Here is a 24,705-nt window from a genome sequence, read left to right as displayed (position 1 = left end):
AAACGACGGACTTTTGCGGGGAAGGACCAACATGAGTGAATCGAACGTGATCGAAGCGAGCGCCGGCATCGCCCGCTGCAAGAGCGAACTGCAAGAGCGTGGCTGGACGATTTTGGCGCGCGAATTGCTGCGCGACGGCCCGCGCCCGGCCCTGGCGCATTTCGGCCGCATCGTGCCGCAATTTAATGGCGAGGAAACCTACGAAGTCACATTGAAACCCGGCTTCGAGAAGCTGCCTTTCTCGCAAAGCAAGAATGCGATCGGCCCGCACACCGAAGCGCCCGTCTACGACCCGCCGCCGAAATACCTGGCCCTGCACTGCCACCGCCAGGCCCAGTGCGGCGGCGGCCAGACCCTGCTGGCCGACGGTTTTGCGTTCCATGAATCTCTCAGCCCGGACCTGAAGGCATGGGTGAACGAAAACGACGTCACCTTCCTTGCCAGCGCCATGCCCGGGATGAGCCGGCGCCAGTTTCATACCCGGTTGATCGACGAAAAGGACGGCGCCAGGCTGTTTCGCTTCAGCTATAACCAGTTCCGCTTCGGCGACGTAAATCCGTCGGAAGGCGACTTCGCGACCCCCGGGCAGTATGCGCAATCGCCGCTGGGGCGCATCGCGGAAGCAGGCGAGAAGTTCTTCTATGAAAATATGATCCAGGTGCTGATCCCGGAAGGTAGCATGCTCATCTGGGACAACCAGCGCCTGATGCACGCCCGCAGCAAGTACACCGACCCGGTACGCCACCTGACGCGCTACTGGCTCAGTTGAATCCCTTCTGACGCCTTTTGCCCACGCGCTGGCCAGCATCCACCGGCCAGCGCAGGGCGTTTCCCTTAGATCTTCGGGTAGGCCAGCACGTCCTGCTGCTGTTCGCCCAGGCCTTCGATCCCCAGGCGTATGCTATCGCCCTTTTTGAGGAAGCGTTGCGGCGTGCGGCCCATGCCGACGCCCGGCGGGGTGCCGGTGCAGATGATGTCGCCCGGTTCCAGGGTCATGAACTTCGACAGGTAGCTGACGATCTGCGCCACGGTAAACACCATGTTCGCCGTATTCCCGGTCTGCATGCGCTTGCCGTTCACTTCCAGGTACATGTTCAGGTCCTGCACGTCGTGGACTTCGTCGCGCGTGACCAGGAACGGCCCGACCGGCCCGAAGGTGTCGCAGCCCTTGCCTTTATCCCACTGCGAACCGAGTTCGAACTGGTAAGCGCGTTCGGTAACGTCGTTGACCACGCAGTAGCCGGCCACGTAGTTCAGGGCATCGGCTTCGTCGACGTACTGCGCGCGGGTGCCGATGACGACGCCGAGTTCGACTTCCCAGTCGGTCTTCTTCGAGCCTTTCGGCAGCTGGATGGGGTCGTCGGGGCCGGACAGGCAGGAGATCGCCTTCGTGAACATGATCGGCTCTTTCGGGATCGGCGCGCCGATTTCGGCCGCGTGGTCCGAATAGTTCATGCCGATGCCGATGAACTTGCCGACACCTTTGACGGGCACCCCGAGGCGCGGATTGCCGCGTACCAGCGGCAGGGTCTTGTGATCGAGTTTGGCGATCTTGCGCAGGGCACGATCGGACAGGACGGCTGCGTCGATGTCCCCGATCACGCCGGAGAGATCGCGCAGTCGTCCTTCTTCATCCAGCAGCCCCGGTTTTTCCTTACCGGGGCGACCGTAGCGTACCAATTTCATAGTCTTCCTTCGGGCTCAATATGGCAATCTCGCATTGTAGCGGACGCCGCCGGAGGAAGTAGCCGACCAGCCCGGGAAGCTGCAGCAGCACCAGCACGCCGAACGCGACCCGGTAAGCAAGCGCCGGATAGTGGTTCGCCGCATCCGGCGTCCACAGTCCGACCAGCTGGCCGAAGCCGGCCTGCACCAGGAAGGCGCCGACGAAGATCACGAGGTTCAGGCAGGTCGCGGCGCGCCCGGTCAGCTCCTTGGGCATGCTCTGCGAGACGATCGCGAACTCGATTCCCGTGATCGTGCCGACCAGCGTGAACACGACCGACAGCAGCTGCATGCTGGGCTTCCAGTTGAACACGATGGCCACCTGGATCAGCACGAACAGCCCGACCCCGATCGCCGCCACGTCCAGCGGAGCGATGCCGCGCTTGCCGGCCCATTCGGTGATCATGCCGACCGCGATCGCCCCGAAGATCACCGAGGCCATGCCCATGTACAGCAGGTAGGCCACGACCGGCTCGGGAAAGCGCGCCACGTCCGACAGCCAGCGCCCGATCCACAGGCCCTGGATGCCGAAAAAGACCATGTGCGACACCACCACCAGCGAGGTGGCCGAGCGGAACGACGGATGGCGGTAGACGTCGAGGATCGACTTGAGCGTCGGCGGCTTGGCGTTGCCCACGACCGTGGGCGGGCTGACCAGGCGGATCAGCAGGCCGCAGCAGGCGATCAGTGCGGCCATCAGCACGAACAGGCCGCGCCAGTCCATGTACTGCAGCAGTTTGGTCACCGGCATGGTGGACGAGGCCGCGCCCAGCCCGCCGACCGCGATCAGGTAGCCCTGCACCGACGGCAGCCGTGCCGGCGCCACCCAGGTCGCGACCGACTTCACCGCCGACATGAAGCAGCCCCCGAGTCCCAGGCCGATCAGGGTGCGCGCGAACAGCAGCTGGCCGAAGCTCTGCCCGTAAGCGAACATCAGTGCGCCGCTTGCGCCGCAGGTCATCAGGACCATCTGCACCTTGCGCGGGCCGTAGCGGTCGAGCGCCATCCCGACCGGCAGCTGTACCAGCGCGGCCGCGAAGAAGAACGCACTGGTGAGGAGTCCCAGCTGGCCGGGCGTAAGCGCCAGCGCGCCCACCAGCTGGGGGGCCAGCACCGCGTTCACGTTGCGGACCAGCGAAGACAGGTAGTGTCCCAGCGCGAACGGCAGGAACACGCAGAAGAAAACCGCCACGCCGGACAGGCGTGGCGAGCTCTGGTCGCCCATGATGGGTCCGGATCCGAGTCCGGCTCAGGCCGCGCTGGGCTGGCTGTCGCTGGCGCGGCGGTCGTGCTGCCCGGCCTGGACGATCGGGATCACGCGCCCGGCCGGCACGTGCAGGCCATGGTCGCCGCCCTCGTCTTCGAAGAAGAATTTCTTGCGCCCGAAAGCGGGCTTGAGGTGATCCAGCCAGGTGGCGTCGGCATCGTATTTGGCGAAGAAGGGCTTGCGCACCCACTCCGGATTACGCGCTTGCAGGAACTGCAGCGCGAACAGCTTTTCGCCGTTGATGGTGACGACGCCGTCGATCACGACCTTGCCGGGGAAGGCGCTCATCGACGGCCCGCGCACGGTACGCGACAGGCCCGACACCATCGAATAGGCCTGCTGGAAGATCTCGTGGGCGCGCGCCAGCGGCAGCGCGAAATAATCGCTCGGACCGGTGTCGCGCTCGACGAACATGTAGTACGGGATCGCACCCAGGCGCACGCCGGTGGTCCACAGCTCGGCCCAGCTCTTCGGGTCTTCGTTGATGTGGCGGATCAGCGGTCCCTGCATGCGCAAGGTGGCGCCGGTGCCGACGATGCGTTTGACCGCTTGCTGGGCGATCGGGTGGCGCAGCTCCACCGCGTGGTTGTAATGGCCCATGATCGCGAGGTTCTTGCCGGCCTTGACGACGCGCTCGAACAGGCGCATCAGGTCGTCCGAATCCTTGTCGGAGACGAAGCGCTGCGGCCAGTAGGCGACCGACTTGGTGCCGATGCGGATGTTCTGGATGTGCGCCAGCTCGGGCGCCAATAATGGTTCCAAAAACTCCGTGAGCGAACGCGTATTCATGATCATCGGGTCGCCGCCGGTGAGCAGGACGTCGGTGACGTCAGGATGTGTGGCCAGGTAGGACACCAGTTCCGAGCATTCGCGCGCATTGAACTTCATGTCGTCCATGCCGACGAACTGCGGCCAGCGGAAGCAGAAGGTGCAGTAGGCGTGGCAGGTCTGGCCGGCGCTGGGGAAAAACAGCACGGTCTCCTTGTACTTGTGCTGCAGGCCGTGCAGCGGCGCGTCGTTCACGCGCGGGACGTTGTGGGTCATCTGGCCGGCCGGGTGCGGGTTCATGCGCATGCGGATCTGGTGCACCAGTTTCGCCGTGGCGGCCTCGTCTTTCTTGTGCAGCACCAGGTCGCGCAGCTGCTCGTATTCGCGTGCGGGCAGCATGTCGCGGTGCGGGAAGGTCAGGCGGAAGATCGGGTCGTCCGGGATCCGGTCCCAGTCGATCAGCTGGTCGAGCACATATTCGTTGACGCGAAACGGCAGGACATGCGAGACGACCTGGGTTGCTTCCTGCAGCTCCGGGCTCATCCATTGCCATTGGCGCGCAAGCGCGATGGTCTGTCGCGTATAGGGCTTGAACTTGGCGGGCGTCGATTCGGTGGTGGTCACGGCATGCTCCTGGAAAGGAAAGATGGGTGGGGGACAACCGGGCGAATTCTTGAGTAAGAAATTGCCGGCAGGAACTCATCTTAAAAGCGCCGGGAAAGGGCAGAGTTGCACACAATCAACGAAAAGGACAAAAACTTGCCCTAGAGAACAATTAGTTTGCCTGAAGACATGTGACATCCAGTCCGCACCGCCCGTCCCCCTTTGCGCGGGCGCAAATTGCCTATGAGAAGTGCAGCGTACATTTCCCAATGCACTTAGGAAAGTTTTACCCCATGCACGCCTAACGAAAGGATTGTCTCCATGAAGCTGCTCGCCACTGCCACCGCCCTGTGCCTCGGACTCGCCTGCTCCGGTGCACTGGCCAATGAACCGACCGAAAAAGACGCCATCGCCATGACCGAAAAAGGCGCCGCCCTCGTCAAGGCCAAGGGCAAGGATGAAATGATGAAGCGCATCAGTGCCAAGGACCCGGAATTCGTCCAGGGCGAACTCTACGTCGGCATGCGCGACATCAAGACCGGCGTCATGCTGGCCCATCCGCACAATCCTTCGATCGTCGGCAAGGACCTCACCGACGTGCCCGACGCCAACGGCAAGAAATACCGCCGCGCGATCATCGAACTGGCCGCCAGCAAAGGTAAAGGCTGGGTCGACTACATGTACAAGAACCCGACCACCGGCAAGATCGAGCCGAAGACGACTTATGTCATGAAGGTCGACGACGTGGTGCTGGAAGCGGGCATCTATAAAAAGTAAGCGCGGATCGACAAGGGGCGGCTTCGGCCGCCCTGTCCATTGGTACTGGAGAACGAGCATGCTGAAAAAACTACGGATTGGCCCGAAGCTGCTGCTGGCGCCGGGATTGGTGCTGGTGCTGCTGACGCTGCTTTCCGGCGCCGCCTATTACGGCATGGTGCGCCAGCATGCCTCGCTGGAGAACATGGTGCAGGTGCGCGCCGCGCGCCTGCAGGACACGGCCGACGTCGCCGGCGACGCGAAATATGCGCACGCGAACATCTACCAGTTGCTGGCCTGGGTCAGCGGCAGCTTCGCCAAGAACCGGCTCGACGCCCTGGTCGGCGAGATCAACAAGAAGCACGCCGCCATCGCTACCAGCCTGGCGGCGCTGGCGAAGGTCGCCGAGCCCTCCGAACGCAAGCTGATCGATGCCTCCAAGACCGCCCTCGACGCCTACCGCAAGGCGGTCAAGGACACGATCGAGATGGCCGCGGTCGACCAGTCGATCGCGACGAACGCGATGCAGAAGGCGGAAAAGGAATTCGTCACCCTCAATACCCAGTTGGCCCAACTGGCGGCGCTGGAAAGGCGCCTGAGCGAAGAAGCCTATGCCGCCGCCGGCGCCGAATTCCACACGCTCGGCATCTCGATGGCGGTACTGGTCGTGCTGTCGATCGCGCTGTCGCTGACGGTGACGATGCTGGTGCGGCGCGCGATGTTGGCCGATATCCACGCCATCTCGGACGTCGTCTCGGAACTGGCCGAGGGCCGCCTCGCCAGCCCCACCGGCAGCGTCGGCCGCGACGAGATCGCCGACACCTCGCGCGCGCTCGACCACACGATCGGCACCCTGAACACGACGCTGCACGCGATCTTGACCTCGGTGCGTTCGATCGACACCGCGTCAAAAGAGATCGCCACCGGCAACCTGGACCTGTCGACCCGCACCGAGATGCAGGCCGGCTCGCTCGAGCAGACCGCCAGCGCGATGGAAACGCTGACGGTGGCGGTGAAGGACAATGCGAACAACGCGCGCCTGGCGACCGACCTCGCGGCCGAAGCGGCGCGCCTGGCCGAGCATGGCGGCCACGCCGTCGGCCGCGCGGTCACGACGATGGAATCGATCCGGGCCAGTTCGCGCAAGATCGTCGAGATCATCGGCGTCATCGACGGCATCTCGTTCCAGACGAATATCCTGGCCCTGAACGCCGCCGTCGAAGCGGCGCGCGCCGGCGAACAGGGGCGCGGCTTCGCGGTGGTGGCCTCGGAAGTGCGCACGCTGGCGCAGCGCTCGGCGGCGGCGGCGAAGGAGATCAAGGCCCTGATCGCCGACTCGGTGTCGATCATCGACGGCGGCGCCACCTCGGTCAACGAAGCGGGCAACAGCATGGGTCACATCGTCGCCTCGGTGAAGCAGGTGAACGACATCATCGAGCGCATCAGCGTGGCGAGTACCGAGCAGGCCGACGGCATCGCCGAAGTCAATCGCGCGGTCGGGCAGATGGACGACATGACCCAGCAGAATGCGGCCCTGGTCGAGGAAGCGGCGGCGGCGGCCGAAAGCCTGCACGAGCAGACGGTGAACCTGGCGCGCGCGGTCTCGGTCTTCAAGATCGAGGGAATCGAACCGCTGGCCGAAGCCGGGGATCTGGAGCACATGCAGGACGAGTTCCAGGATCCGCTCGACCGGCGCGCGGCCGCCAGCCCGATGCGCGGCGCGCAACGCGCGCTGCCCGATGCGGGCGCGGCCTCCAGAAGCGCCCGCGCGGAACGGATCAGCGGAACGGACGGCTGACGAAACGCGAGCCGGCCAGGCCGAAACGCCAGGGCACGTCCATCGCCTTCGAAATACCGATGCGCGGGCCGCTGACGATCTCCAGTCCCGGCGGCGCGGCCTCCAGCACGAACGGAGGCTGCGCCAGTGAACGGCCGTTGAAGGCGCGCGTCACCTCCAGCGCCTGGCACAGTTTGCCGGGGCCGGAGCACAGCGCCGCGATATCCTGGGCGTCGCGCCGTGCGCGCATCACCTCCACCCCCGCCAGCGGCTCGATCGCCCGGATCAGCACCCCGGCCCCGTGGCCCTCCTCGCGGCAGACGAAATTCAGGCACCAGTGAATGCCGTAAGACCGGTAGACATAACAGTGCGCGGGCGGGCCGAACATCGCCGCATTGCGCTCGGTCGGACCGGAAAAGGCGTGTGATGCCGGGTCTTCGCGGTCATAGGCCTCGGTTTCGACGATGCGCCCGCCGACACCGTCGACCAGCACCACGACCCCGATCAGCTGGCGCGCCACGATCTCGCTGGGCGCATAAAAATCGATTCCTGCAAGGTTCGCTGTGTTCATGGGGGCGATTTTAAGGGGTCCGGCAACAGCGCTCTGTCCGTTTTGCCACACATGACGGCAGCAAACGCACCATGTTGCTGCAAAGAAATTCAGCATCGTTTATAGTGGCGGTCTTCGCTTTATTTCCCATAAGCACCTTCTCCCCATGAGTACACTTGCCTCGAAAGCAATGCCTGCGCGCACGGGATCGGGCACCAGCGCGCGCGTCCCGGCGCGTGCCGCGCCCACGCCCACGCCGGCCGCCGTGCCGGCAGACCCTGTTGAAGCGCTGATCAAATCGATCCGCATTCCGCCGCGGCCCACCCTGCTGGCCGACCTGCAGGCGGAGCTGGCCTCCAGCGATCCGTCGCCCGAGCGCATCGGACGCATCGTCGCGGCCGACGTCGGCATGGCCGGCGCCTTGCTCAAGCTCGCGAACTCGTCGCTGTTCGGCGGGCGCCGCGCCAAGTCGATCGAGCAGGCGATTCTGTTCCTGGGGATTAACCAGGTGGCGGCGCTGATGACGGGCCTGCTGGCGCGCCAGGCGATTCCCGTCGAGAGCGCGGCGCTGGCCAATTTCTGGGACGTCTCGACCAAGCGCTCGCACGCCATGGTGTTCCTGTCGCGCCGCCTGCGCATCGGCGCGCCCGACATCGCGCATACCTTCGGGCTGTTTTGCGACACCGGCATGCCGCTGCTGGTTGAGCGTTTCCCCGGCTACGAAGCCACCTTCCTCGACGCCGGCGCCGAGCCCGAGCGCGCGTTTACGGCGCTCGAGGACGAGCGCCACAGCACGAATCACGCGGCCGTCGGCACCCTGCTGGCGCGTAACTGGGGGCTATCGAGCGAGGTGTCGTGGGCCATCCTGCACCACCACGACTACGCCGTGCTCGAAGACGAACACACGGACGACGTGGTGCGCTCGCTGGTCGCCCTGTCGCTGCTGGCCGAGCGCGCGATCCGGCGCTACCAGGGCCACGCCGGCTCGCCCGAATGGGACAAGGGCGGCGAACGCGCGTGTGCCTACCTCTCGCTCGACGAGATTGAGGCGGCCGAACTGCTCGACGAACTCGAAGAAGCGCTGCACGACGATCACTAGGCTTTGACAGCCAGCCCCGGCCGGACGATACTGAAACATCGCAACCGGCTTCGGAGGCATGATGAGAACCTGGATTCTTTCGCTGCTGGTCTTGCTGGCCGGATGCGCCCATGTGGGACAGCCCCCGGTGCCCGCCGGCCAGGTAGCGGCCCTGCTCAACGACACCGCTTTCGCCGCTCCCGCACGGCCGGTCGACGTGGGCGGGCTGTTCGACCTGAGCCCCGACATGCGCCGTCACCTCGCCAGCACCCACTTCCAGGCGCTCCTGCGCGAGCACGGACAAACACTGGGCCTGATACACGCCCTGTATGACGCGAACGAACTCCAGCTCGACTACGACTCCAGCTACACCGGCAACGCCGCCGAAACCTATGCCGCGCGCAAGGGCAACTGCCTGTCGCTCGTGATCATGACCGCCGCGTTTGCGCGCGCGCTGCAGCTGGACGTGCGCTTCCAGGATGTGCAGATCGAGGACACCTGGACCCGCGACCATGCGCTTTACCTGGTCAGCTCGCATGTCAACCTGAGCCTGGCGCCGCGCGCGCCGCGCACCGACGACTACGATGCCTCCGCCCTGCTGACGGTCGATTTCGTTCCCGGCATGGCAAGCAGCCGCCAGCGCGTGCGCTACCTCAGCGAGACCGACATCGTTGCGCTCTACATGAACAACCGCGCCGCCGAGGAACTTGCGCAGGGGCGCCAGTCGGAGGCCTACTGGTGGGCGCGCGGCGCACTGTTGAAGAAGCCGACCCTCGGCGCTGCCTACAACACGCTGGCCGTGATCTACCAGCGCAGCGGACAGGCCGTGCTGGCCGAGCAGGTCTATCGCGCCGCCCTCGAACGCGAGCCGGACAGCCTGGTCGTGCTGCAGAACCTGGCGCCGCTGCTGGCCGCCAACGGCAAGACGGCCGAAGCCGAGCAGCTGGCGCAGCGCGCCGCACGCCTGTATCCGGCGCCGCCGTATCACTTCTTTCATCAGGCACAGGAGGCCTACAAGGCAGGAAATCTCGTCCAGGCGCGCACGCTGTTCGCGCGCGAAGTCGCGCGCGCGCCCTACAACGATGAATTCCATTTCTGGCTGGGCGTGGTGAACTTCGAGCTGGGAGAATTGGGAGCGGCCGCGAAACAGCTGGCGCTGGCACGCGATACCAGCGTGCACGGCGACGTGCGCGAGCGCTATTCTGCCAAGCTGGTGCACCTGCGCAGCATGGCGGGCGGAGCGGGCCGCAATTGAAGTTGGGAAAAGACGGAAATGTTCGACGGTCGCAAGGGACCGGGGTGCGGGCGCGGCCGTGTGGCCGCGCCGGTGCATGATGCCGCTGCCGGCAGCGATGGCGCGTGCGCCTCTCGCTTGCGGCAGCGCTTAACGCTTGCCTCTTAGCGGCGGCGCTGGAAGCCGCCGGTGCGTGCTACCGGGGCGCCGCGCGTTTCGATGTGACGGAACACGATACGGCCCTTGTTCAGGTCGTAGGGCGACAGTTCCAGCGTGACCTTGTCGCCGGCCAGGATGCGGATGTGGTTCTTCTTCATCCGGCCCGAGGTGTAGGCGATCAGCTTGTGGCCGTTGTCGAGGTCGACGCGGAAACGCAGTTCCGGCAGCACTTCGGTCACGAGGCCGTTCATTTCGATGAGTTCTTCTTTTGCCATGTTGTTCTTCCTTTAAAGATTGGTATTGCAAGCTGGCGCAAGACGACGGCGCCGCGACGATGCTGCTTGATGCCAGTACCCGGAGGCGACTGGATCGGAAAATGAGGTTGAATGGGCCGCTATCTGGCGGATAGTTGACGGCGGCGGCTTCGATCCGGGACTGCAGCCGGACGCCGACCTGCGCGGTGAGAGAAAAAAAAGCCCGCTTGCTGCGGGCTTCGTTTCAATGTATTGCCAATGCTTGTATCGCTGCTGCCGCCGATGCTATCTGTAAAGTGCGGAGCCCTGGACGCCCACGCTATCTGCGTAGTGCCTCCGTCGGTGTAAGTCGACCAACGTATCTCGAATCACAACCCCGCTCGGCTGGTCGCTGCGACATTACACATATCGCGTTGCGGGCTGCTGCGGGATGTCGTCGAAGCCTCATGACCTCGACGACTGGAACCAGTGTAACACGGATCGCCGATCGACGTACGGACGCGCCCATAATTGCTCGCCGTACGGCAACACCAGGCGCGCGGACCCTTGCGTCACAGCAGGGAGCCCTGCACCGGCGGCGAACGATCCAGGCCGCCCTCCACCACCAACTCGCGCCAGGCCTGCAGCTTCTGCTCGAATGTCATCGCCATGTGCGCAGGTGAACTCGACGGCAGCACCACGGTGCGGTAACCGGCGGCTGCGAACTGCGGTGCGAACTTGCCCGAGGCCTGGCCGTTGAAGCCGACCGTTTTCAATTCTGGACAGAGGACGTGCAGGCGCTCGAAATCGTTGGCGGCGGGTTTGCGGATGGCGGAATCGAGGCTGCCCTCGCGTTCACAGGCGCCCAGCACGTCCCACAGGCCGATGCCGTGCGCGAGCAGGCGCGGCAGGCGCTGCGCGTAGGGCAGCGCCGCCAGGTCTTCGTTCACCAGCGCGGAGACGAGGCGCCAGAACTGGTTACGCGGATGCGCGTAGTACTGGGCGGCGGCGAGCGACTGGGCGCCGGGGAAGCTGCCGAGTATCAGGATCCGGACATCGCTGTCCAGTACCGGTGCCAGGCCGGTCAGCAGGGTGGGATCAAACGGGGCCGAGGTAGTCATGGCGCGATTGTAGCCGTGCGCCCAGCATGAAGCCGCACAAAAAAAGACGGCGGACCCTTTCGAGTCCGCCGCAAAGGGCGCAGGTTAACAGTGAAATTAACAGTGAAATGCGGGCCGGCGCAGCCTTCAGCGCGCGGCCAGCGGCGGCGCTGCGCTCGGTGCCGGCGCGTCCCAGCCGCCGCCGAGCGCGCGGATCAATGCGACCGTCGTCAGCGCCTGCTCGCCGCGCAGCTGGACCGCGCTGCGCTCGCTTGCCGCCAGGTTGCGCTGGGCGTCGAGCAGGTCGAGGTAGCTGGAGCGGCCGGCGTCGTACAGCTTGCGCGCCAGTTCCGCCGAGCGGCGTGCCGAGCGCACCGCGTCGTCGACCTGCACGCCCTGCTCGGCCAGGATGCGCACGCCCGCCAGGTTGTCCTCGACTTCGGCAAACGCCACCAGCACCTGCTCCCGATACGCCGCCACAGACTCTTCCAGCACCGCTTCGCTGCGGCTGATGTTCGCCTTGTTGCGCCCACCATCGACGAGCGGCAGCGACAGCAGCGCGCCCAGCACCCAGGAGCGGCTGCTCCAGTTGAAGACCTCGGCCATCGTCCCAGCCACGCCGCCGCCGGCTGCATTGATGTTCAGCGCCGGGAACATCGCCGCGCGCGCCACGCCGATGCGCGCATTCGCCGCTTCCATCGTGCGCTGGGCGCTGGCGATATCGGGGCGGCGTTCGAGCAGGGACGAGGGCAGCCCGGCCGGAATCGCGGGCAGTGCGACACTGTCGGGCAAGGGGCTGGTGACGGCTGCAAAATGCGCCGCCGGCCGGCCCAGCAGGACCGCCAGTGCATGTTCGGCATTCGTGCGCTGGCGCTGCAGGCCGATCGCTTCGGCGCGCGTGGCCGACAGTTCGGTCTTCGCGCGCGTCAGGTCGAATTCGCCGATATCGCCGAGGTCGAAGCGGCGCTGGTTGACGCGTACGCTTTCGTCGCGCAGGCGCACTGCATCGTTGACGGTCGCGAGTTCGGCATCCAGGGCGCGCAGCCGGAACCAGTGTTGCGCCACGTCCGCCTGCAGCGACAGCAGCACCGAACGGTAGCTGGCTTCACTGGCGCCGGCATCCTGGCGCGCCGCCTCGACGCCGGCACGCACGCGGCCGAACAGGTCGACCTCGTAACTCGCACTCAGGCTGGCGCTGTAGCTGTCCTGCGGCGCGCGCGCACTGCCCCCTTCCAGCGGCGAAGGCCGGGCGCGCTGGGCTTGCACGCCGAGGCCCGCTTGCGGGCTCCGGTCGGCCTGCGCGATACCCGCAATTGCCCGCGCCTGTTTCACGCGCGCCGCCGCCACGGCCAGGCTGGCGTTGTTACGCGTCGCTTCGTCCACCAACTCGGTCAGGCGCGGATCCTGGAAGGCGAGCCACCATTGGCCGCGTGGCTGCTGTTCGGCCTGGCGTGCCGGCGCCCAGCGGCTGCCGTCCGGCGCAGTCCGGATACCGCCCGCAGCTTCCTTGAACGCGGCCGGGGTATCGAGCGCCGGCTGTTTGAAGACGGGCGCCGCGCAGGCAGTCAGCAAGAGTGCGGCCAGCAGCGGCGCCACGCCGCGTGCAATCATCGATGTCACGGTAGTACTTCTCATTGTGGTACTCCTTCAACCCGCGCAAGGACCGGGGCAGCAACAGGTTTCTCGAAACGTCTGGCGAAGGTGCGCAGCAGGACGTAGAACAGCGGCGTCAGGAACAGGCCGAAGAAGGTCACGCCCAGCATGCCGGCGAACACGGCGACGCCCATCGCATGGCGCATTTCGGCGCCGGCGCCGCTGGAAAACACAAGCGGCAGCACACCCATGATGAAGGCGATCGAGGTCATCAAGATCGGACGCAGGCGCAGGCGGCTCGCTTCCAGCGCCGCGTCGACGATGCCGCGGCCGTGGTGCTCCAGTTCGCGGGCGAATTCGACGATCAGGATCGCGTTCTTCGAGGCCAGCCCCACCAGCACGAACAGCGCGATCTGGGTGAAGATATTGTTGTCGCCGCCGGTCAGCTTGACGCCGACCAGCGCGCACAGGATCGACATCGGCACGATCAGGATCACCGCCAGCGGCAGCGTCCAGCTTTCGTACTGCGCGGCGAGCACCAGGAAGACCAGCAGCACGGACAGCGGGAAGACGAAGACCATCGTGTTCCCCGACAGGATGTCCTGGTAGGTCAGGTCGGTCCACTCATACGCGATCCCTTTCGGCAGCGTCTCTTTCGCGATCTGCTCGAAGATGGCTTGCGCCTGGCCCGAGGAAACGCCGGCCGCCGGGCCGCCATTCATGTCGGCCGTGACATAGGCGTTGTAGCGCTGCACGCGGTCCGGCCCATAGGTGTCCTTCACCTGCATCAGCGAGGACAGCGGGATCATTTCGCCTTTCACGCTGCGCACTTTCAATTGAGCGATCTGCTCCGGCTGCGAGCGGAACTGGGCGTCCGCCTGCACCCGCACCTGGTACGTGCGGCCGAACTGATTAAAATCGTTCACATACAGCGAGCCCAGGTTCACTTGCAGCGTCTGGTAAATGGTCGCCAGGGGCACGCCGAGCTGCTTGGCTTTCACGCGGTCGACGTCGGCGAACAGCTGCGGCACGTTGATCTGGTAACTCGAGAACACGCCGGCCAGGCGTGGATCGGCCCAGGCCTTGGCCTGCATCGCCTGCGCCGCCTTGTACAGCGCGTCGTAGCCGAGATTGCCCCGGTCTTCCAGCATCATTTTAAAACCGCCCGTCGTCCCGAGGCCATTCACCGGGGGCGGCGGCAGCACCATCACGAAGGCATCTTCGACCGCGCCCATGCGCTTGTTGATTTCGGCGGCAATCGCCGCAGCCGACTGCTCCTTGCCGCGCCGTTCGCTGAAGGGTTTCAGGCTGGTGAACACGATGCCGGCGTTCGGCGCGTTGGTAAAGCCGTTGATCGACAGGCCCGGGAAGGCGATCGACGACTCGACGCCCGGGATCTCTTTCGCGATCGACGACATGCGGCGGATCACGGCGTCGGTGCGGTCCAGCGATGCGGCATCGGGCAGCTGGGCGAAGCCGATCAGGTAGGCTTTGTCCTGCTGCGGCACGAAGCCGGGCGGGACTACCTTGAACATGAACAGCGCGGCCATGCCGAGCAGCGCATACACCGCAAGCGACAGCGTCTTGCGGCGCAGGACCGTCTGCACGCCGCCCTCATAACGGTGCGAGGCGCGGCCGAAGAAGCGATTGAATGCGGCGAAAAAGCGGCCGAAGACGGTATCGATGGCGCGCGTTAAACGGTCTTTCGGTGCATCGTGCGCTTTCAACAAAGCGGCGGACAAGGCCGGGGCCAGCGTCAGCGAAGCAAAGGCCGAGATCACGGTCGAAATCGCGATCGTCAGCGCGAACTGGCGGTAGAACTGGCCGGTCAGGCCCGAGACAAAGGCGATCGGGACGAACACGGCGCACAGCACCAGGGCGATCGCGACGATCGGTCCACTGACTTCCTTCATCGCCTGGATCGTCGCTTCGCGCGGCGCCAGGCCGTTCGTGATGTTGCGCTCGACGTTTTCGACGACGACGATGGCGTCGTCGACCACGATGCCGATCGCCAGCACCAGCCCGAACAGCGACAGCGTGTTGATCGAGAAGCCGAACATCAGCATCACGGCGAAGGTGCCGACCACCGATACCGGCACCGCCAGCAGGGGAATGATCGAAGCGCGCCAGCTCTGCAGGAACACGATCACGACAATCGCCACCAGCACGATCGCTTCGAACAGGGTGTGGATGACCGAGTCGATCGACTCGCTCACGAATTGGGTCGGGTCGTACACAATGCTGTATTCGACGCCTTCCGGAAACTCCTTCGACAGTTCGGCCATGGTGGCGCGCACGTCTTTCGACAGCTGCAGCGCGTTCGCATTCGGCGCTTCGAAAATCGGGATGGCCACCGCTGATTTATTGTTCAGGAGCGAACGCAGGGCATACGAATTCGAGCCCATCTCGAGGCGCGCCACATCCTTCAGCAGGGTGGTCGAGCCATCGGCGCCGGTCTTGACGATGATGGCGCCGAATTCCTCGACGGTTTGCAAACGGCCTTGCGTGTTGACGGTCAGCTGGAACTCGGCCCCTTTGGCCGGGCCCTGGCCGATGACGCCGGCCGCGACCTGCACGTTCTGTTCGCGGATCGCGTCGACAATATCGCCTGCCACCAGGCCGCGCGCCGCCACCTTTTGCGGGTCGAGCCAGACGCGCATCGCGTAGTCGCCCGAACCGAACAGCTGCACTTCGCCCATACCGTCGATGCGCGCCAGGCGGTCCTTGATGTTCAGGGTCGCGTAATTACGCAGGTAGAGGTCGTCGTAGCGGCCGTCCGGGGAATTCAGGTGCACCACCATCGTCAGGTTGGGCGAGCTCTTGACCGTGGTGACGCCGATCTGGCGCACCTCTTCCGGGAGGCGCGGCAAGGCGCGCTGGACGCGGTTCTGCACCTGCGTCTCGGCCTGCTCGACATTGGTGCCGATGGCGAAGGTCACCGTCAGCATCAGTGCGCCGTCGGAGGTGTTTTGCGAAGACATATACAGCATGTTCTCGACGCCGTTGATCTGCTCTTCGAGCGGCGCGGCCACCGTTTCGGCAATGACTTTCGGATTGGCGCCCGGGTACTGGGCGCGCACGACGATCGAGGGCGGCACCACATCCGGATATTCCGAGACCGGCAGCTGGAAGATCGCGATCAGGCCGGACACGAAGACCAGCACGGACAAAACAACCGCGAAGATCGGTTTATCGACAAAGACACGTGAAAAATTCATGCGTTACTCCTTGGCGTTGGCGGCCAGCGCCAGCGGTGCGGCGTTGGCCATCGGCACAATCTGCGGCGCCACTTGCACCCCGGGCCGTACGCGCTGCAAGCCGTTGACGACGATTTTTTCGCCCGCCTTGACGCCGCTGCGCACGACGCGCAAGCCATCGACCACCGGCCCCAGCGTGACCGGGCGGTATTCGGCCTTGCCGTCAAGCCCGACCACGAACACGAACTTGCGGCTCTGGTCCGTGCCGACCGCACGCTCGTTGATCAGGACCGCCTTGCGGCTGTCGGCCGCGCCCAGTTGCACGCGGGCGAACAGGCCGGGCACCAGCGCCCCATCCTTGTTGTCGAAAGCCGCGCGCATGCGCACGCTGCCGGTGCGGACGTCGAGCTGGTTGTCGACGAATTCGAGCTTGCCTTCGTGCGGGAAGCCTTCTTCGTTGGCCAGTCCCACGCGCACCGCCACCGGCGCACCGTCGCGGGCCTTGGCGCCGACGCGCAGATAGGTTTCCTCGTCGCCGTCGAAGCTGGCGTAGATGCGTTCGACCGATACCACCGACGTCAGCACGGCGGTGGCGTCGACCAGGTTACCGAGCGTGATATCGGCTTTCGAAACGCGGCCGTCGATCGGCGACACGACGCGGGTGTAGGCGAGATTCAGGCGCGCCGCCTCGTACTGGGCTTGCGCGGCGCCGGCATTGGCTTCGAGTTCCTTCTGGCTGGCGGCGGCCTCGTCGAATTCACGGCGGGCGATGGCCTTGTCGGCCATCAGGCTCTCGGCGCGCGCCAGTTCGCGTTTGGCGAGGTCGGCCCGGGCGCGCGCCGAGGCAGCGGCGGCTTGCGCACGCGTCGCTTCGGCTTGATACGGACGCGGATCGACGACGAACAGCACGTCGCCCTTCTTCACTTCGCTGCCCGGCTTGAAGTTCACGGCGGTGATGAAACCGCTGACGCGGGAACGGATGTCGACGCGCTCGACGGCTTCCAGGCGGCCGGAAAATTCCTGGGTCTCGGCGATCGGCTTTTCCAGCACGATGGCGGCCGACACCGGCGGCGCGGCAGGCGCGGGCGGCGCGGTCTTGCCGGTCGCGTCGTCGCAGCCGGCGAGCGACAATCCGACGAGTCCGGCGGTCGCCAATGCGGCGATCAGGGGCTTCGCGGCACTTGATAGTTGGCTCAGGTTTCTCATGTTGATTCCTTTTTCTTGTGAGAATGCAAAGAAGATGGCGACACCCGTCCCGTCCGCGCAAGTCATCGACATAAGCGCAGGAAAAGCGGGTCCCGCCGCGCCGGGTGGCGCGGTTGTCCGGTTCAGTTAAATGTGGAAGTCCAGGAAGATGCTGGCTTAGAGCCTACCCCAGCAGCCCGGAGTCGCTGCTGGCGCGCCTGACAAACGCGGGCTGCGTTGCTCGTCGTTGCATGGCCAGCCATGCGGCCTCCTCGCGCCTTGCCCGCGCTTGCCATGCATCGCCATCAGCTTCCCCCGGACTACTGGGATAGGCTCTTAGTCTTGAACGGCCCCCCGCCCTTCGAGTTCAGCGATGAAGCCGGCAATTTCGATCAGCGCCGATTGCGCACAGGCGCATTCGTTACGGTCGTCCGCCATCTGCGGCGCGGGTAGCATGCGGCGCACGGTGGCCTGCACGCCGAAGCTGGCCAGCCTGGCACCATAAGCTTCGGCTTCGTCGCGCAGGGGATCGTCGTCGGCCGACAAGATCAGGGCCGGCGGCAGATTCTTCAGCCGGCTCGATTGCAGGGGCGACGCATACGGGTGGGTACGGTCGGCCGCATTCGGCAGGTAATCGCGATAGGCGGCGGCGCAGCCGTCGGCCAGCTTTTCCTGGCCCGGGCAGACGGGCATTTCGCGCATCGAGCAGGTCGACAGGCCCGGGTCGAGCATCGGCATGACGAGGATCTGGCCAGCGAGTGTCGGCGCGCCGCGGTCGCGCGACATCAGGGCGCAGACGGCGGCCAGGTTGGCGCCGGCCTCGATACCGGCCACCAGCAGATGCTTGCCGTTCCAGCCAAGTTTGCTTTTGTTCTTCTTCGCCCATAGCAGCACGGCGTGGGCATCCTCGACCGCGGCCGGGAAAGGACGCACGGTGGCGAGCGTGTAATTCGATGCCAGCACGACAGGCGTGTGGCTGACGCCGGCCAGGTGGCGCAGGAAATCGTCCGAGTCGTCGAGGTCGTCGGCGACGAAGCCGCCGCCGGGGAAGAAGACGACCAGGGTATCGCGCTTGCGCTTTTCGCCAGTGGCGTACAGGCGGGCTTTCAAGGGGCCCTGTTCGCCGGACACTTCCAGTTCGCGTACCCGGACCTCATCGGCGACGGCGGCTTCGAGGCGGTCGTTCATGACGCAACCCCTGGCGCCACCCCTGGCGACAACACGGCGGACAGGGCATGTACCCCGCGCGCTTCGGCGCCCGCCCCCTGGGCATACGCGCCGCTGCCGACTGCCCCGGCCATTGCCAGGGTGCTGATCGCCAAGGCGATGCTTGCCACGATGCTGTCCCGAATCTTCATGTCCTGCTCCTGCCTGCCAAGGTTAATGCTCCAGTACAGACACTATAGACTTCATCCAAAATGAGATAAAGATGGCAATTACGAATCCATTGTTCGGATTCGGCGAACAATAAGCTTAAAATAGAATGAAAATGACGCGAATCGAGAGAATATGAACAAGCTTCAAGCGATGGAAGTATTTGTCCAGGTGGTCGACACCGGCAGTTTTACGCGCACGGCGCAGCTGCTCGACTTGCCGAAGGCCAGCGTGTCGACCCTGGTGCAGGCGCTGGAAGCCTCGCTCTCGGCCAAGCTGCTGCATCGCACGACGCGGCTGGTGACGGTCACGTCCGACGGCGCCGCCTATTACGAACGCTGCGTGCGCATCCTGTCCGACGTGCGCGAAGCCGAGGAGTCGCTGTCGCGCATGCGCATCAATCCGAGCGGCCGGCTGCGCGTGGACACACCGACCGGATTGTCGAGCGAGATCCTGGTGCCTGCCCTTCCCTCCTTTTTCGAGCGCTATCCCGACATCATGCTGGAGCTGGGCAGCACCGACCGCCCGATCGACCTGGTCGAGGAGGGCGTCGACTGCGCCGTGCGGGGCGGGCCGCTGCTCGACACCAGCCTGATCGCGCGGCGGGTCGGCATCATCAACTTCGTGACTGCCGCCGCGCCCTCCTACCTGGCGCGTTACGGCATGCCGCAGCATCCGAACGATCTCGCACGGCACCGCTGCGTGAACTATTTTTCGGCCAAGACCGGTAAAGTCTACGACTGGGATTTCAATCGCGACGGCGAGCGCATCGAGGTGCCGATGCCGGGCGTGATCGCCCTGAACGATTCGAACACCTATGTGCAGGCGGGGCTGGCCGGGCTGGGCATCGTGCAAATGACCGATTACCTCTTGACGCGCCATGTGGCGGAAGGCCGGCTGGTCCAGGTGCTGCCGGACTGGGCCAGCGATCCGCTGCCGGTACACATCGTCTACCCGCAGAACCGCCACATGTCGGCCAAGGTGCGTGTGTTCGTGGAATGGGTGTCCGAGGTGTTCGCCAATCACCCGCAGATGCGCCTCGGTGCGCGGCCGGCGCCTGCCGCGGAATCGAACGCCGCAGCCTGATTTTGCGGGTGCACCGGGTGTAGAATCTTTCGCATAACAATTCCAACCGGAGACCCCCATGGACCAGACCGCACGGTCGCGCAACATCGACGCCCTGCTCGCCCAGTACAGCGAGAGCCACCGCAACCCGACCAACGAGCTGATTCACTTCGTCTGCGTGCCGGTGATCGTGTTTTCCCTGCTCGGCATCCTCTGGTCGCTGCATCCGGTCGTCGCGCTGGCCGCCGTCGCCGGGGCGATGTGGTATTACCTGCAGCTGTCGAAGCCGTTCGCCGTGGGCATGCTGGCGATGTCGATCCTGATGCTCGCCATCCTGGCGGCGATGCCGCCGCTGACCGTGCTGCCGCTGTCGATCGCCGTCTTCGTCGTCGCCTGGATCGGCCAGTTCATCGGCCACAAGATCGAGGGCAAGAAGCCGTCCTTCCTGGATGACCTGCGCTTCCTGCTGATCGGGCCGCTGTTCGTGCTGGGCTTCCTGTACCGGCGCCTGAACCTCGCGTATTGAGCGGGCCTGCCGCACCGGCGTGTGCGGCGCGGGCCGCTTTGGAGGAGTAAGCTTCCGACAACGCATGCGCTTTTCGGAGGCTGTCATGAAAGCCGGTTCCACCCTCATCCTTGCGGCCCTGCTGGCCGGCTGCGCCGCGGCGCCGCCCTCCGGCAACGTCTACCGCAGCTACCAGACGCAAAATGAACAGGTCGTGCGCTCCGGCACGGTCGAGTCGATTCGCAATGTCGTCATCGTGAATCCGGAATCGGGCGTCGGCACGATGGGCGGCGCGGCGCTGGGCGGGCTTGCCGGTTCCCAGGCCGGCCGTGGCAACGGTTCCGCGGCGGTCGGCATCCTCGGCGCCATTGCAGGCGGCCTGATCGGCCAGCGGGTCGAGGCGAACGCCAACAACCGTCCCGGCTTCGAAATCACCGTCAAGCTCGACAGCGGCGAACTGCGCGCCGTCACCCAGGCGGCGGATGAAATGTTCCGTCCCGGCGAGCGCGTGCGCCTGCTGAGCAATGGCTACATGACGCGCGTGACACACTGATCGGTCCGGTGCGCCGTATCGGTTGATGCGGCATCGCCACAAGGGGGCAAGCAGCCCGCCGCGGGCGCGTGTTTTTCCAATTTGTAGACGGCAGGAAACGGGGAAAGCACGTATACTTCCGCGATGTCTTCTCCCGTCCTGTTTACGCTCGCCTCGCTGATCTGGGGCTCGACCTTCTTTGCCATCACCTTGCAGCTGGGCGAGGTGCCGCCGGCGGTCTCCGTCGTCTACCGTTTCGCGCTGGCGTCAAGCGTGCTCTTCGCCATCTGCCTCGGCCGCGGTTTCAAACTGCAACTGCCCTGGCGTACCCAGAAGTGGCTGATGCTGCAGGGCATGGCCACCTTCGGCTTGTCGTATATCTGCACCTACCAGGCCGAGGAAGTCGTGGTCTCGGGCCTGGTCGCCGTGCTGTTCGCGCTGATGGTGTTCTGGACGCCGGTGCTGAGCCGCATCTTCCACGGCACGCCGATCGCGCCGCGCACCTGGGGCGCCGGCGCGGTCGCCACCGGCGGCGTCGCCCTGCTCTTCTATCACTCGATCGGCGCCGCCTGGCGCGACGTGCAGTCGGGGGGCAGCGGCCATTTCCTGCTCGGCGTGATCCTCGCCCTGGTCGCGACGATTGCCAGCTCGGCCGGCAGCATCGTGGTCGGCAAGGTGCGCCAGCAGTCGAGCAACGTGATGCTCACCACTGCCTGGTCGATGTTCTGGGGCACGCTGCTGGTCGTCGTCTACGTTGTCGCCACCGGGCAGCGCTTCATGGCGCCGCCGACCGTCTCGTACACGCTGGGCCTGCTCTACCTGTCGATCTTCGGCTCGGTGATCGCCTTCCTCGCCTATTTCACCCTGATCAACCGTATCGGGCCGCAGAAAGCCGTCTACATCGGCGTCATCACGCCGGTGCTGTCGGTGCTGCTGTCGATCAAGCTGGAACATTACCGCCCGGGTCCCGTCGAATTCTTCGGCATGATCCTCTGCCTGGCCAGCGTGGCCTGGGCCCTGCGCGCACCCGCAGCCAAACCCGTGCACATCGTCACTTTGAACAACGCAACCGAAATCCAATGACCGCTGCTACCCACTTTTCCGTCCGTCCCGCCGAACCTGCCGACGTCACCCACATCCACTCGATGATTGTCGAGCTGGCCGTGTTCGAGAAACTCGAGCACATGGTCGTCGCCACCGAAGAGCTGCTGCACGAGGGCCTGTTCGGCACCCGTCCGGCCTGCGAAGCGATCGTCGGCGAGGAAAACGGCGAAGTCGTCGCCTTTGCCCTGTTCTTCCACAATTTCTCGACCTTCCTCACCAGGAAGGGCCTGTACCTCGAAGACCTGTACGTGCGCCAATCGCACCGCGGCAAGGGTTACGGCAGCCAGTTGCTGGCGCGCCTCGCGCAGCTGGCCGTAGAACGCAACTGCGGCCGCTTCGAGTGGTCGGTGCTGGACTGGAACGAGCCGGCAATCGGCTTCTACAAGACGATGGGCGCCGAGATCCTGCCGGAATGGCGCATCTGCCGCGTTACCGGCGAAGCGCTCGACCACCTCGCGCGCCGGGCGGATTAAGAATAAAAAGCCCACGGGGCTGTGAAGCGCCGTGGGCGAACCCATTGTATCAATGGGGAGGGGAGACTGGAAATCAACGATTTCACTATAGCCGGGTGAGATCGCTGGAAGCTGGCGTTCTTACAATTTCTTACCTCTCTTACGGATCGTCTGATACCTATAATTACCGAGCTGGAGATGAGCGAGTTGACCCGGATCAAGCATCAGCGGCCGCCGTCGCACGATTGAGTGATCACAAATGCAAGGAAGTGGCGTCCCGGACAATGTGCTCTTCGCACAAGGGGACACCATGAAACCAAGTCTGAAACCGATTGCTTCCCGGCTCTACAAGGCGTGGCTACGCTCCCGCCTCGATAACTACACGCGCAGCCTGCAGGCCATCGCCGCCCAGCGCGAGAACGATTTTCATGCGGAACGCATGCTGCATCGGGCGGTGTCGGCGACGCGCTCCAAACTGCAGTCGCTGTGATGATGTCCCGCAGGCGATACGCATCCGCCGCTTACACGATTTTATCAAGCTGGAAGACAGCTCGTTCCCCTGCTCCCGCAATGGTGGACTGACGGTTTAAAACCCCGCCGGCAAGCCGACGTCGCGCGCGCGCATCACGCCGCCATTCACCACCGCCTGGCAGGGATTGAACCCGATCGCATACGCCAGCTCCGCCGGCCGTTTGATGTCCCACAGGGCGAAGTCAGCGCGTTTGCCCACCTCCAGAGTACCGATCTGATCCTGCAGGCCGAGCGCCCGCGCCGCGTTGACGGTGGCGCCGAATAAAGCTTCGCGGGGCGTCAGGCGCCACATGGTGCAGGCCATGTTCATCGCCAGCAGGAGCGAGCTGAGCGGTGACGTTCCCGGATTGCAGTCGGTGGCCACCGCCATCGGCACGCCGGCCTCGCGCAGGGCGGCGATCGGCGGCGCCTGCGTCTCGCGCAGGAAATACCAGGCGCCGGGCAGCAGCACGGCGACCGTGCCGGCGGCGGCCATGGCGGCGACGCCGGCCGGGGTCAGGTGTTCGAGGTGATCGGCCGAGAGGCCGCGGTAGCGCGCCACCAGTTCGGCGCCGCGCTGGTCGGACAGCTGTTCGGCGTGCAGTTTCACGGGCAGCCCGAGCTTTTTGGCGGCGGCGAACACCCGTTCGGTCTGGTCGTAGCTGAAGCCGATATGTTCGCAGAAGGCGTCGACCGCGTCGACCAGGCCTTCCTTGGCCAGCAGCGGCAGCATGCGTTCGGCCACTTCGGCGATGTAGTCGTCGGGACGGCCGGTAAACTCCGGCGGCAGCGCGTGCGCACCCAGGAAGCTGGTACGCACCTTGACGGGCAGCAGCTCGCCGATGCGGCGCGCCGCGCGCAGCAAATTCGCCTCGCCTTGCAGGTTCAGGCCGTAGCCGGACTTGATTTCGAGGGTGGTGACGCCTTCGGCCAGCAGTTGCGAGACGCGCGGCGCGCTTTCGCGCAGCAGGTCGACGACGCTGGCGGCGCGGGTCGCGCGCACGGTCGACATGATGCCGCCGCCGTTGCGGGCGATGTCCTCGTAGCTGGCCCCTTCCAGGCGCGCTTCCCATTCGTCGCTGCGGTTGGCGGCATGGACGATGTGGGTGTGGCAGTCGACCAGGCCGGGCGTGAGCCAGGCGCCGTCGCAGTCGTGGATGACGGCGGCACGGGGCGCTTCGCGGCGCGGCCCCAGCCAGGCGATGCGGCCATGGTGCACGGCGATCGCGCCGTCCAGGAGGTCGCCCAGGCCATCGACCATCGTGGCCAGGTTCACGTTCGCAAACACCGCGTCAAAGCGCGGCCCGTGGCGCTCACTCATCTTCGTATTCCTCTTCCTCGTTGTAATAGAAAATATCGACAATGAAGATGACCGCCTGGTTGGCCTCGATCGACCAGATCGTGCCCGGATCGAACAGCACCGCGTCGTAGCGCACCATGTTGATGCGCTCGGCGTCGCTGGCGATTTCCAGGGTATCGCCCTCGGCCAGGAACAGCAGGGTCAGGTCGGCGCGCGCCACGAAACGCGATTTGCCGGCCAGGCGGCGCCGCCCGAACTGGTGATAGCAGCGGTCGCTGCGGGTCATGACGTTGAAATCGGTGGTCGGGCCGCGATTGAGCTTGGCATTGACTTCCGAATCGCCGTCGAAGGCGAGCACCGGGCCGCTCTCGCAGATGATCACGCGTTCGGTGCCGTCGATGTCGAGCGTCATGCCGTGGCCGTCGACCAGCGCCAGCGTGCGGTCCACGCCGGGAAAGCGAGAAAACGGCCCGTCCTCGGAAATCGTGGCCAGGCTGACGCGCCAGTCGAAATCCTCGAAGCCGGACTCGGGCGGGCCAATCGCGATGGTGGTGGTGCTGCCGCCGCCGTTCTTCCACGGGACTGCCGACAGGCCGGCAAACGGAATCAGGATGTTCATGCTCTTACCTCGCTCATGC

24 protein-coding genes are annotated in these 24,705 nt (G+C 65.3%); 11 read left to right on the top strand and 13 right to left on the bottom strand.

What is annotated here, in order from left to right; translation table 11 throughout:
* Positions 1 to 31 precede the first annotated feature (31 nt).
* Positions 32 to 769: a TauD/TfdA family dioxygenase gene (locus AC1MEM_RS06495; RefSeq protein WP_499476088.1), complete on the top strand. Its 738-nt coding sequence runs from the start codon at positions 32 to 34 to the stop codon at positions 767 to 769.
* A gap of 65 nt (positions 770 to 834) precedes the next feature.
* Here the strand turns inward: AC1MEM_RS06495 and AC1MEM_RS06490 are convergent, their stop codons facing one another.
* The 3 genes from AC1MEM_RS06490 to AC1MEM_RS06480 are packed head-to-tail and all read right to left on the bottom strand — an operon-like array spanning position 835 to position 4,384.
* Entirely contained in the window at positions 835 to 1,686 is an 852-nt protein-coding gene (locus AC1MEM_RS06490; RefSeq protein WP_499476087.1) for a fumarylacetoacetate hydrolase family protein, read from the bottom strand.
* Complete coding sequence (locus AC1MEM_RS06485) at positions 1,655 to 2,950, bottom strand: MFS transporter (RefSeq protein ID WP_499476085.1); 1,296 nt, start codon at positions 2,948 to 2,950, stop codon at positions 1,655 to 1,657. The genes AC1MEM_RS06490 and AC1MEM_RS06485 overlap by 32 nt, the downstream gene beginning before the upstream one ends.
* 24 nt (positions 2,951 to 2,974) lie before the next feature.
* Positions 2,975 to 4,384 (bottom strand): KamA family radical SAM protein, encoded by a 1,410-nt coding sequence (locus AC1MEM_RS06480; RefSeq protein ID WP_499476084.1) that lies wholly within the window; start codon positions 4,382 to 4,384, stop codon positions 2,975 to 2,977.
* 300 nt (positions 4,385 to 4,684) lie between these two features.
* On the opposite strand from AC1MEM_RS06480, the gene AC1MEM_RS06475 reads away from it, so the two are divergent.
* Complete coding sequence (locus tag AC1MEM_RS06475) at positions 4,685 to 5,140, top strand: cache domain-containing protein (RefSeq protein ID WP_499476082.1); 456 nt, start codon at positions 4,685 to 4,687, stop codon at positions 5,138 to 5,140.
* Positions 5,141 to 5,198: 58 nt separating this feature from the next.
* Positions 5,199 to 6,917 carry a methyl-accepting chemotaxis protein gene (locus AC1MEM_RS06470; protein ID WP_499476081.1) on the top strand — a complete coding sequence of 573 codons (1,719 nt, stop codon included), beginning with the start codon at positions 5,199 to 5,201 and terminating at the stop codon, positions 6,915 to 6,917.
* Here the strand turns inward: AC1MEM_RS06470 and AC1MEM_RS06465 are convergent.
* Complete coding sequence (locus tag AC1MEM_RS06465) at positions 6,898 to 7,467, bottom strand: DNA-3-methyladenine glycosylase (RefSeq protein ID WP_499476080.1); 570 nt, start codon at positions 7,465 to 7,467, stop codon at positions 6,898 to 6,900. The genes AC1MEM_RS06470 and AC1MEM_RS06465 overlap by 20 nt on opposite strands.
* A gap of 145 nt (positions 7,468 to 7,612) precedes the next feature.
* On the opposite strand from AC1MEM_RS06465, the gene AC1MEM_RS06460 reads away from it, so the two are divergent.
* Together AC1MEM_RS06460 and AC1MEM_RS06455 are read left to right on the top strand one after the other, a co-directional pair.
* Positions 7,613 to 8,545 carry an HDOD domain-containing protein gene (locus AC1MEM_RS06460; RefSeq protein WP_499476078.1) on the top strand — a complete coding sequence of 311 codons (933 nt, stop codon included), beginning with the start codon at positions 7,613 to 7,615 and terminating at the stop codon, positions 8,543 to 8,545.
* Positions 8,546 to 8,603: 58 nt separating this feature from the next.
* Complete coding sequence (locus tag AC1MEM_RS06455; RefSeq protein WP_499476077.1) at positions 8,604 to 9,779, top strand: tetratricopeptide repeat protein; 1,176 nt, start codon at positions 8,604 to 8,606, stop codon at positions 9,777 to 9,779.
* A gap of 143 nt (positions 9,780 to 9,922) precedes the next feature.
* On the opposite strand, the gene infA is transcribed toward AC1MEM_RS06455, so the two are convergent.
* The 7 genes from infA to AC1MEM_RS06420 form a co-directional block, all read right to left on the bottom strand.
* Positions 9,923 to 10,192: a translation initiation factor IF-1 gene (gene infA, locus AC1MEM_RS06450; protein ID WP_499476075.1), complete on the bottom strand. Its 270-nt coding sequence runs from the start codon at positions 10,190 to 10,192 to the stop codon at positions 9,923 to 9,925.
* A gap of 530 nt (positions 10,193 to 10,722) precedes the next feature.
* A complete protein-coding gene (locus tag AC1MEM_RS06445) occupies positions 10,723 to 11,271 on the bottom strand; it encodes a DNA-deoxyinosine glycosylase (protein WP_499476073.1) in 549 nt (182 codons plus the stop codon).
* A 126-nt stretch (positions 11,272 to 11,397) separates the two neighbouring features.
* Positions 11,398 to 12,885 (bottom strand): efflux transporter outer membrane subunit, encoded by a 1,488-nt coding sequence (locus AC1MEM_RS06440; RefSeq protein WP_499476072.1) that lies wholly within the window; start codon positions 12,883 to 12,885, stop codon positions 11,398 to 11,400.
* On the bottom strand, positions 12,882 to 16,061 hold the full coding sequence (locus AC1MEM_RS06435; protein WP_499476071.1) for an efflux RND transporter permease subunit: 3,180 nt from the start codon (positions 16,059 to 16,061) through the stop codon (positions 12,882 to 12,884). The genes AC1MEM_RS06440 and AC1MEM_RS06435 overlap by 4 nt, the downstream gene beginning before the upstream one ends.
* Before the next feature lie 3 nt (positions 16,062 to 16,064).
* Positions 16,065 to 17,246 (bottom strand): efflux RND transporter periplasmic adaptor subunit, encoded by a 1,182-nt coding sequence (locus AC1MEM_RS06430; protein ID WP_499476069.1) that lies wholly within the window; start codon positions 17,244 to 17,246, stop codon positions 16,065 to 16,067.
* Positions 17,247 to 17,561: 315 nt separating this feature from the next.
* Positions 17,562 to 18,413, bottom strand: coding sequence for an alpha/beta hydrolase (locus AC1MEM_RS06425; protein ID WP_499476067.1), 852 nt, complete (start codon positions 18,411 to 18,413; stop codon positions 17,562 to 17,564).
* Complete coding sequence (locus AC1MEM_RS06420) at positions 18,410 to 18,583, bottom strand: hypothetical protein (protein ID WP_499476066.1); 174 nt, start codon at positions 18,581 to 18,583, stop codon at positions 18,410 to 18,412. Before AC1MEM_RS06420 ends, AC1MEM_RS06425 begins: the two co-directional genes overlap by 4 nt.
* A gap of 151 nt (positions 18,584 to 18,734) precedes the next feature.
* Between AC1MEM_RS06420 and AC1MEM_RS06415 the strand changes: the two genes are divergently transcribed.
* The 6 genes from AC1MEM_RS06415 (at position 18,735) to AC1MEM_RS06390 (ending at position 22,747) form a co-directional block, all read left to right on the top strand.
* A complete protein-coding gene (locus tag AC1MEM_RS06415; protein WP_499476065.1) occupies positions 18,735 to 19,685 on the top strand; it encodes a LysR family transcriptional regulator in 951 nt (316 codons plus the stop codon).
* A 58-nt stretch (positions 19,686 to 19,743) separates the two neighbouring features.
* The gene (locus tag AC1MEM_RS06410) at positions 19,744 to 20,190 is read left to right on the top strand and encodes an Mpo1 family 2-hydroxy fatty acid dioxygenase (RefSeq protein WP_499476064.1); all 447 of its coding nucleotides are present in this window, start codon (positions 19,744 to 19,746) and stop codon (positions 20,188 to 20,190) included.
* 85 nt (positions 20,191 to 20,275) lie between these two features.
* Positions 20,276 to 20,722 (top strand): outer membrane lipoprotein, encoded by a 447-nt coding sequence (locus tag AC1MEM_RS06405; protein WP_499476063.1) that lies wholly within the window; start codon positions 20,276 to 20,278, stop codon positions 20,720 to 20,722.
* Between the two features lie 123 nt (positions 20,723 to 20,845).
* On the top strand, positions 20,846 to 21,784 hold the full coding sequence (locus tag AC1MEM_RS06400; protein WP_499476062.1) for a DMT family transporter: 939 nt from the start codon (positions 20,846 to 20,848) through the stop codon (positions 21,782 to 21,784).
* Entirely contained in the window at positions 21,781 to 22,278 is a 498-nt protein-coding gene (locus AC1MEM_RS06395) for a GNAT family N-acetyltransferase (RefSeq protein ID WP_499476060.1), read from the top strand. Before AC1MEM_RS06400 ends, AC1MEM_RS06395 begins: the two co-directional genes overlap by 4 nt.
* Before the next feature lie 289 nt (positions 22,279 to 22,567).
* Positions 22,568 to 22,747: a hypothetical protein gene (locus tag AC1MEM_RS06390; protein WP_499476059.1), complete on the top strand. Its 180-nt coding sequence runs from the start codon at positions 22,568 to 22,570 to the stop codon at positions 22,745 to 22,747.
* A 96-nt stretch (positions 22,748 to 22,843) separates the two neighbouring features.
* Here the strand turns inward: AC1MEM_RS06390 and hutI are convergent, their stop codons facing one another.
* Both hutI and AC1MEM_RS06380 read right to left on the bottom strand, forming a co-directional pair.
* Positions 22,844 to 24,088, bottom strand: a complete 1,245-nt coding sequence (hutI, locus tag AC1MEM_RS06385) for an imidazolonepropionase (protein ID WP_499476058.1) — start codon at positions 24,086 to 24,088, stop codon at positions 22,844 to 22,846.
* The gene (locus AC1MEM_RS06380; RefSeq protein ID WP_499476057.1) at positions 24,081 to 24,686 is read right to left on the bottom strand and encodes a HutD/Ves family protein; all 606 of its coding nucleotides are present in this window, start codon (positions 24,684 to 24,686) and stop codon (positions 24,081 to 24,083) included. The genes hutI and AC1MEM_RS06380 overlap by 8 nt, the downstream gene beginning before the upstream one ends.
* Positions 24,687 to 24,705 lie beyond the last annotated feature (19 nt).

This window comes from Telluria sp. AIW5, assembly GCF_056680575.1.
This window is presented reverse-complemented; position numbering and strand designations above follow the sequence as displayed.

What these genes read in the sequence shown, in the direction of transcription:
- AC1MEM_RS06420 (WP_499476066.1), bottom strand. Translation starts at nt 18,583, where the DNA reads ATGAAGATTCGGGACAGCATCGTGGCAAGCATCGCCTTGGCGATCAGC.
- AC1MEM_RS06405 (WP_499476063.1), top strand. Translation starts at nt 20,276, where the DNA reads ATGAAAGCCGGTTCCACCCTCATCCTTGCGGCCCTGCTGGCCGGCTGC.
- AC1MEM_RS06460 (WP_499476078.1), top strand. Translation starts at nt 7,613, where the DNA reads ATGAGTACACTTGCCTCGAAAGCAATGCCTGCGCGCACGGGATCGGGC.
- AC1MEM_RS06400 (WP_499476062.1), top strand. Translation starts at nt 20,846, where the DNA reads ATGTCTTCTCCCGTCCTGTTTACGCTCGCCTCGCTGATCTGGGGCTCG.
- AC1MEM_RS06430 (WP_499476069.1), bottom strand. Translation starts at nt 17,246, where the DNA reads ATGAGAAACCTGAGCCAACTATCAAGTGCCGCGAAGCCCCTGATCGCC.
- AC1MEM_RS06495 (WP_499476088.1), top strand. Translation starts at nt 32, where the DNA reads ATGAGTGAATCGAACGTGATCGAAGCGAGCGCCGGCATCGCCCGCTGC.
- AC1MEM_RS06465 (WP_499476080.1), bottom strand. Translation starts at nt 7,467, where the DNA reads ATGAACACAGCGAACCTTGCAGGAATCGATTTTTATGCGCCCAGCGAG.
- AC1MEM_RS06410 (WP_499476064.1), top strand. Translation starts at nt 19,744, where the DNA reads ATGGACCAGACCGCACGGTCGCGCAACATCGACGCCCTGCTCGCCCAG.
- AC1MEM_RS06485 (WP_499476085.1), bottom strand. Translation starts at nt 2,950, where the DNA reads ATGGGCGACCAGAGCTCGCCACGCCTGTCCGGCGTGGCGGTTTTCTTC.
- AC1MEM_RS06470 (WP_499476081.1), top strand. Translation starts at nt 5,199, where the DNA reads ATGCTGAAAAAACTACGGATTGGCCCGAAGCTGCTGCTGGCGCCGGGA.
- AC1MEM_RS06445 (WP_499476073.1), bottom strand. Translation starts at nt 11,271, where the DNA reads ATGACTACCTCGGCCCCGTTTGATCCCACCCTGCTGACCGGCCTGGCA.
- AC1MEM_RS06490 (WP_499476087.1), bottom strand. Translation starts at nt 1,686, where the DNA reads ATGAAATTGGTACGCTACGGTCGCCCCGGTAAGGAAAAACCGGGGCTG.
- AC1MEM_RS06395 (WP_499476060.1), top strand. Translation starts at nt 21,781, where the DNA reads ATGACCGCTGCTACCCACTTTTCCGTCCGTCCCGCCGAACCTGCCGAC.
- AC1MEM_RS06380 (WP_499476057.1), bottom strand. Translation starts at nt 24,686, where the DNA reads ATGAACATCCTGATTCCGTTTGCCGGCCTGTCGGCAGTCCCGTGGAAG.
- AC1MEM_RS06415 (WP_499476065.1), top strand. Translation starts at nt 18,735, where the DNA reads ATGAACAAGCTTCAAGCGATGGAAGTATTTGTCCAGGTGGTCGACACC.
- AC1MEM_RS06425 (WP_499476067.1), bottom strand. Translation starts at nt 18,413, where the DNA reads ATGAACGACCGCCTCGAAGCCGCCGTCGCCGATGAGGTCCGGGTACGC.
- AC1MEM_RS06440 (WP_499476072.1), bottom strand. Translation starts at nt 12,885, where the DNA reads ATGAGAAGTACTACCGTGACATCGATGATTGCACGCGGCGTGGCGCCG.
- AC1MEM_RS06455 (WP_499476077.1), top strand. Translation starts at nt 8,604, where the DNA reads ATGATGAGAACCTGGATTCTTTCGCTGCTGGTCTTGCTGGCCGGATGC.
- AC1MEM_RS06475 (WP_499476082.1), top strand. Translation starts at nt 4,685, where the DNA reads ATGAAGCTGCTCGCCACTGCCACCGCCCTGTGCCTCGGACTCGCCTGC.
- AC1MEM_RS06435 (WP_499476071.1), bottom strand. Translation starts at nt 16,061, where the DNA reads ATGAATTTTTCACGTGTCTTTGTCGATAAACCGATCTTCGCGGTTGTT.
- AC1MEM_RS06390 (WP_499476059.1), top strand. Translation starts at nt 22,568, where the DNA reads ATGAAACCAAGTCTGAAACCGATTGCTTCCCGGCTCTACAAGGCGTGG.
- hutI (WP_499476058.1), bottom strand. Translation starts at nt 24,088, where the DNA reads ATGAGTGAGCGCCACGGGCCGCGCTTTGACGCGGTGTTTGCGAACGTG.
- infA (WP_499476075.1), bottom strand. Translation starts at nt 10,192, where the DNA reads ATGGCAAAAGAAGAACTCATCGAAATGAACGGCCTCGTGACCGAAGTG.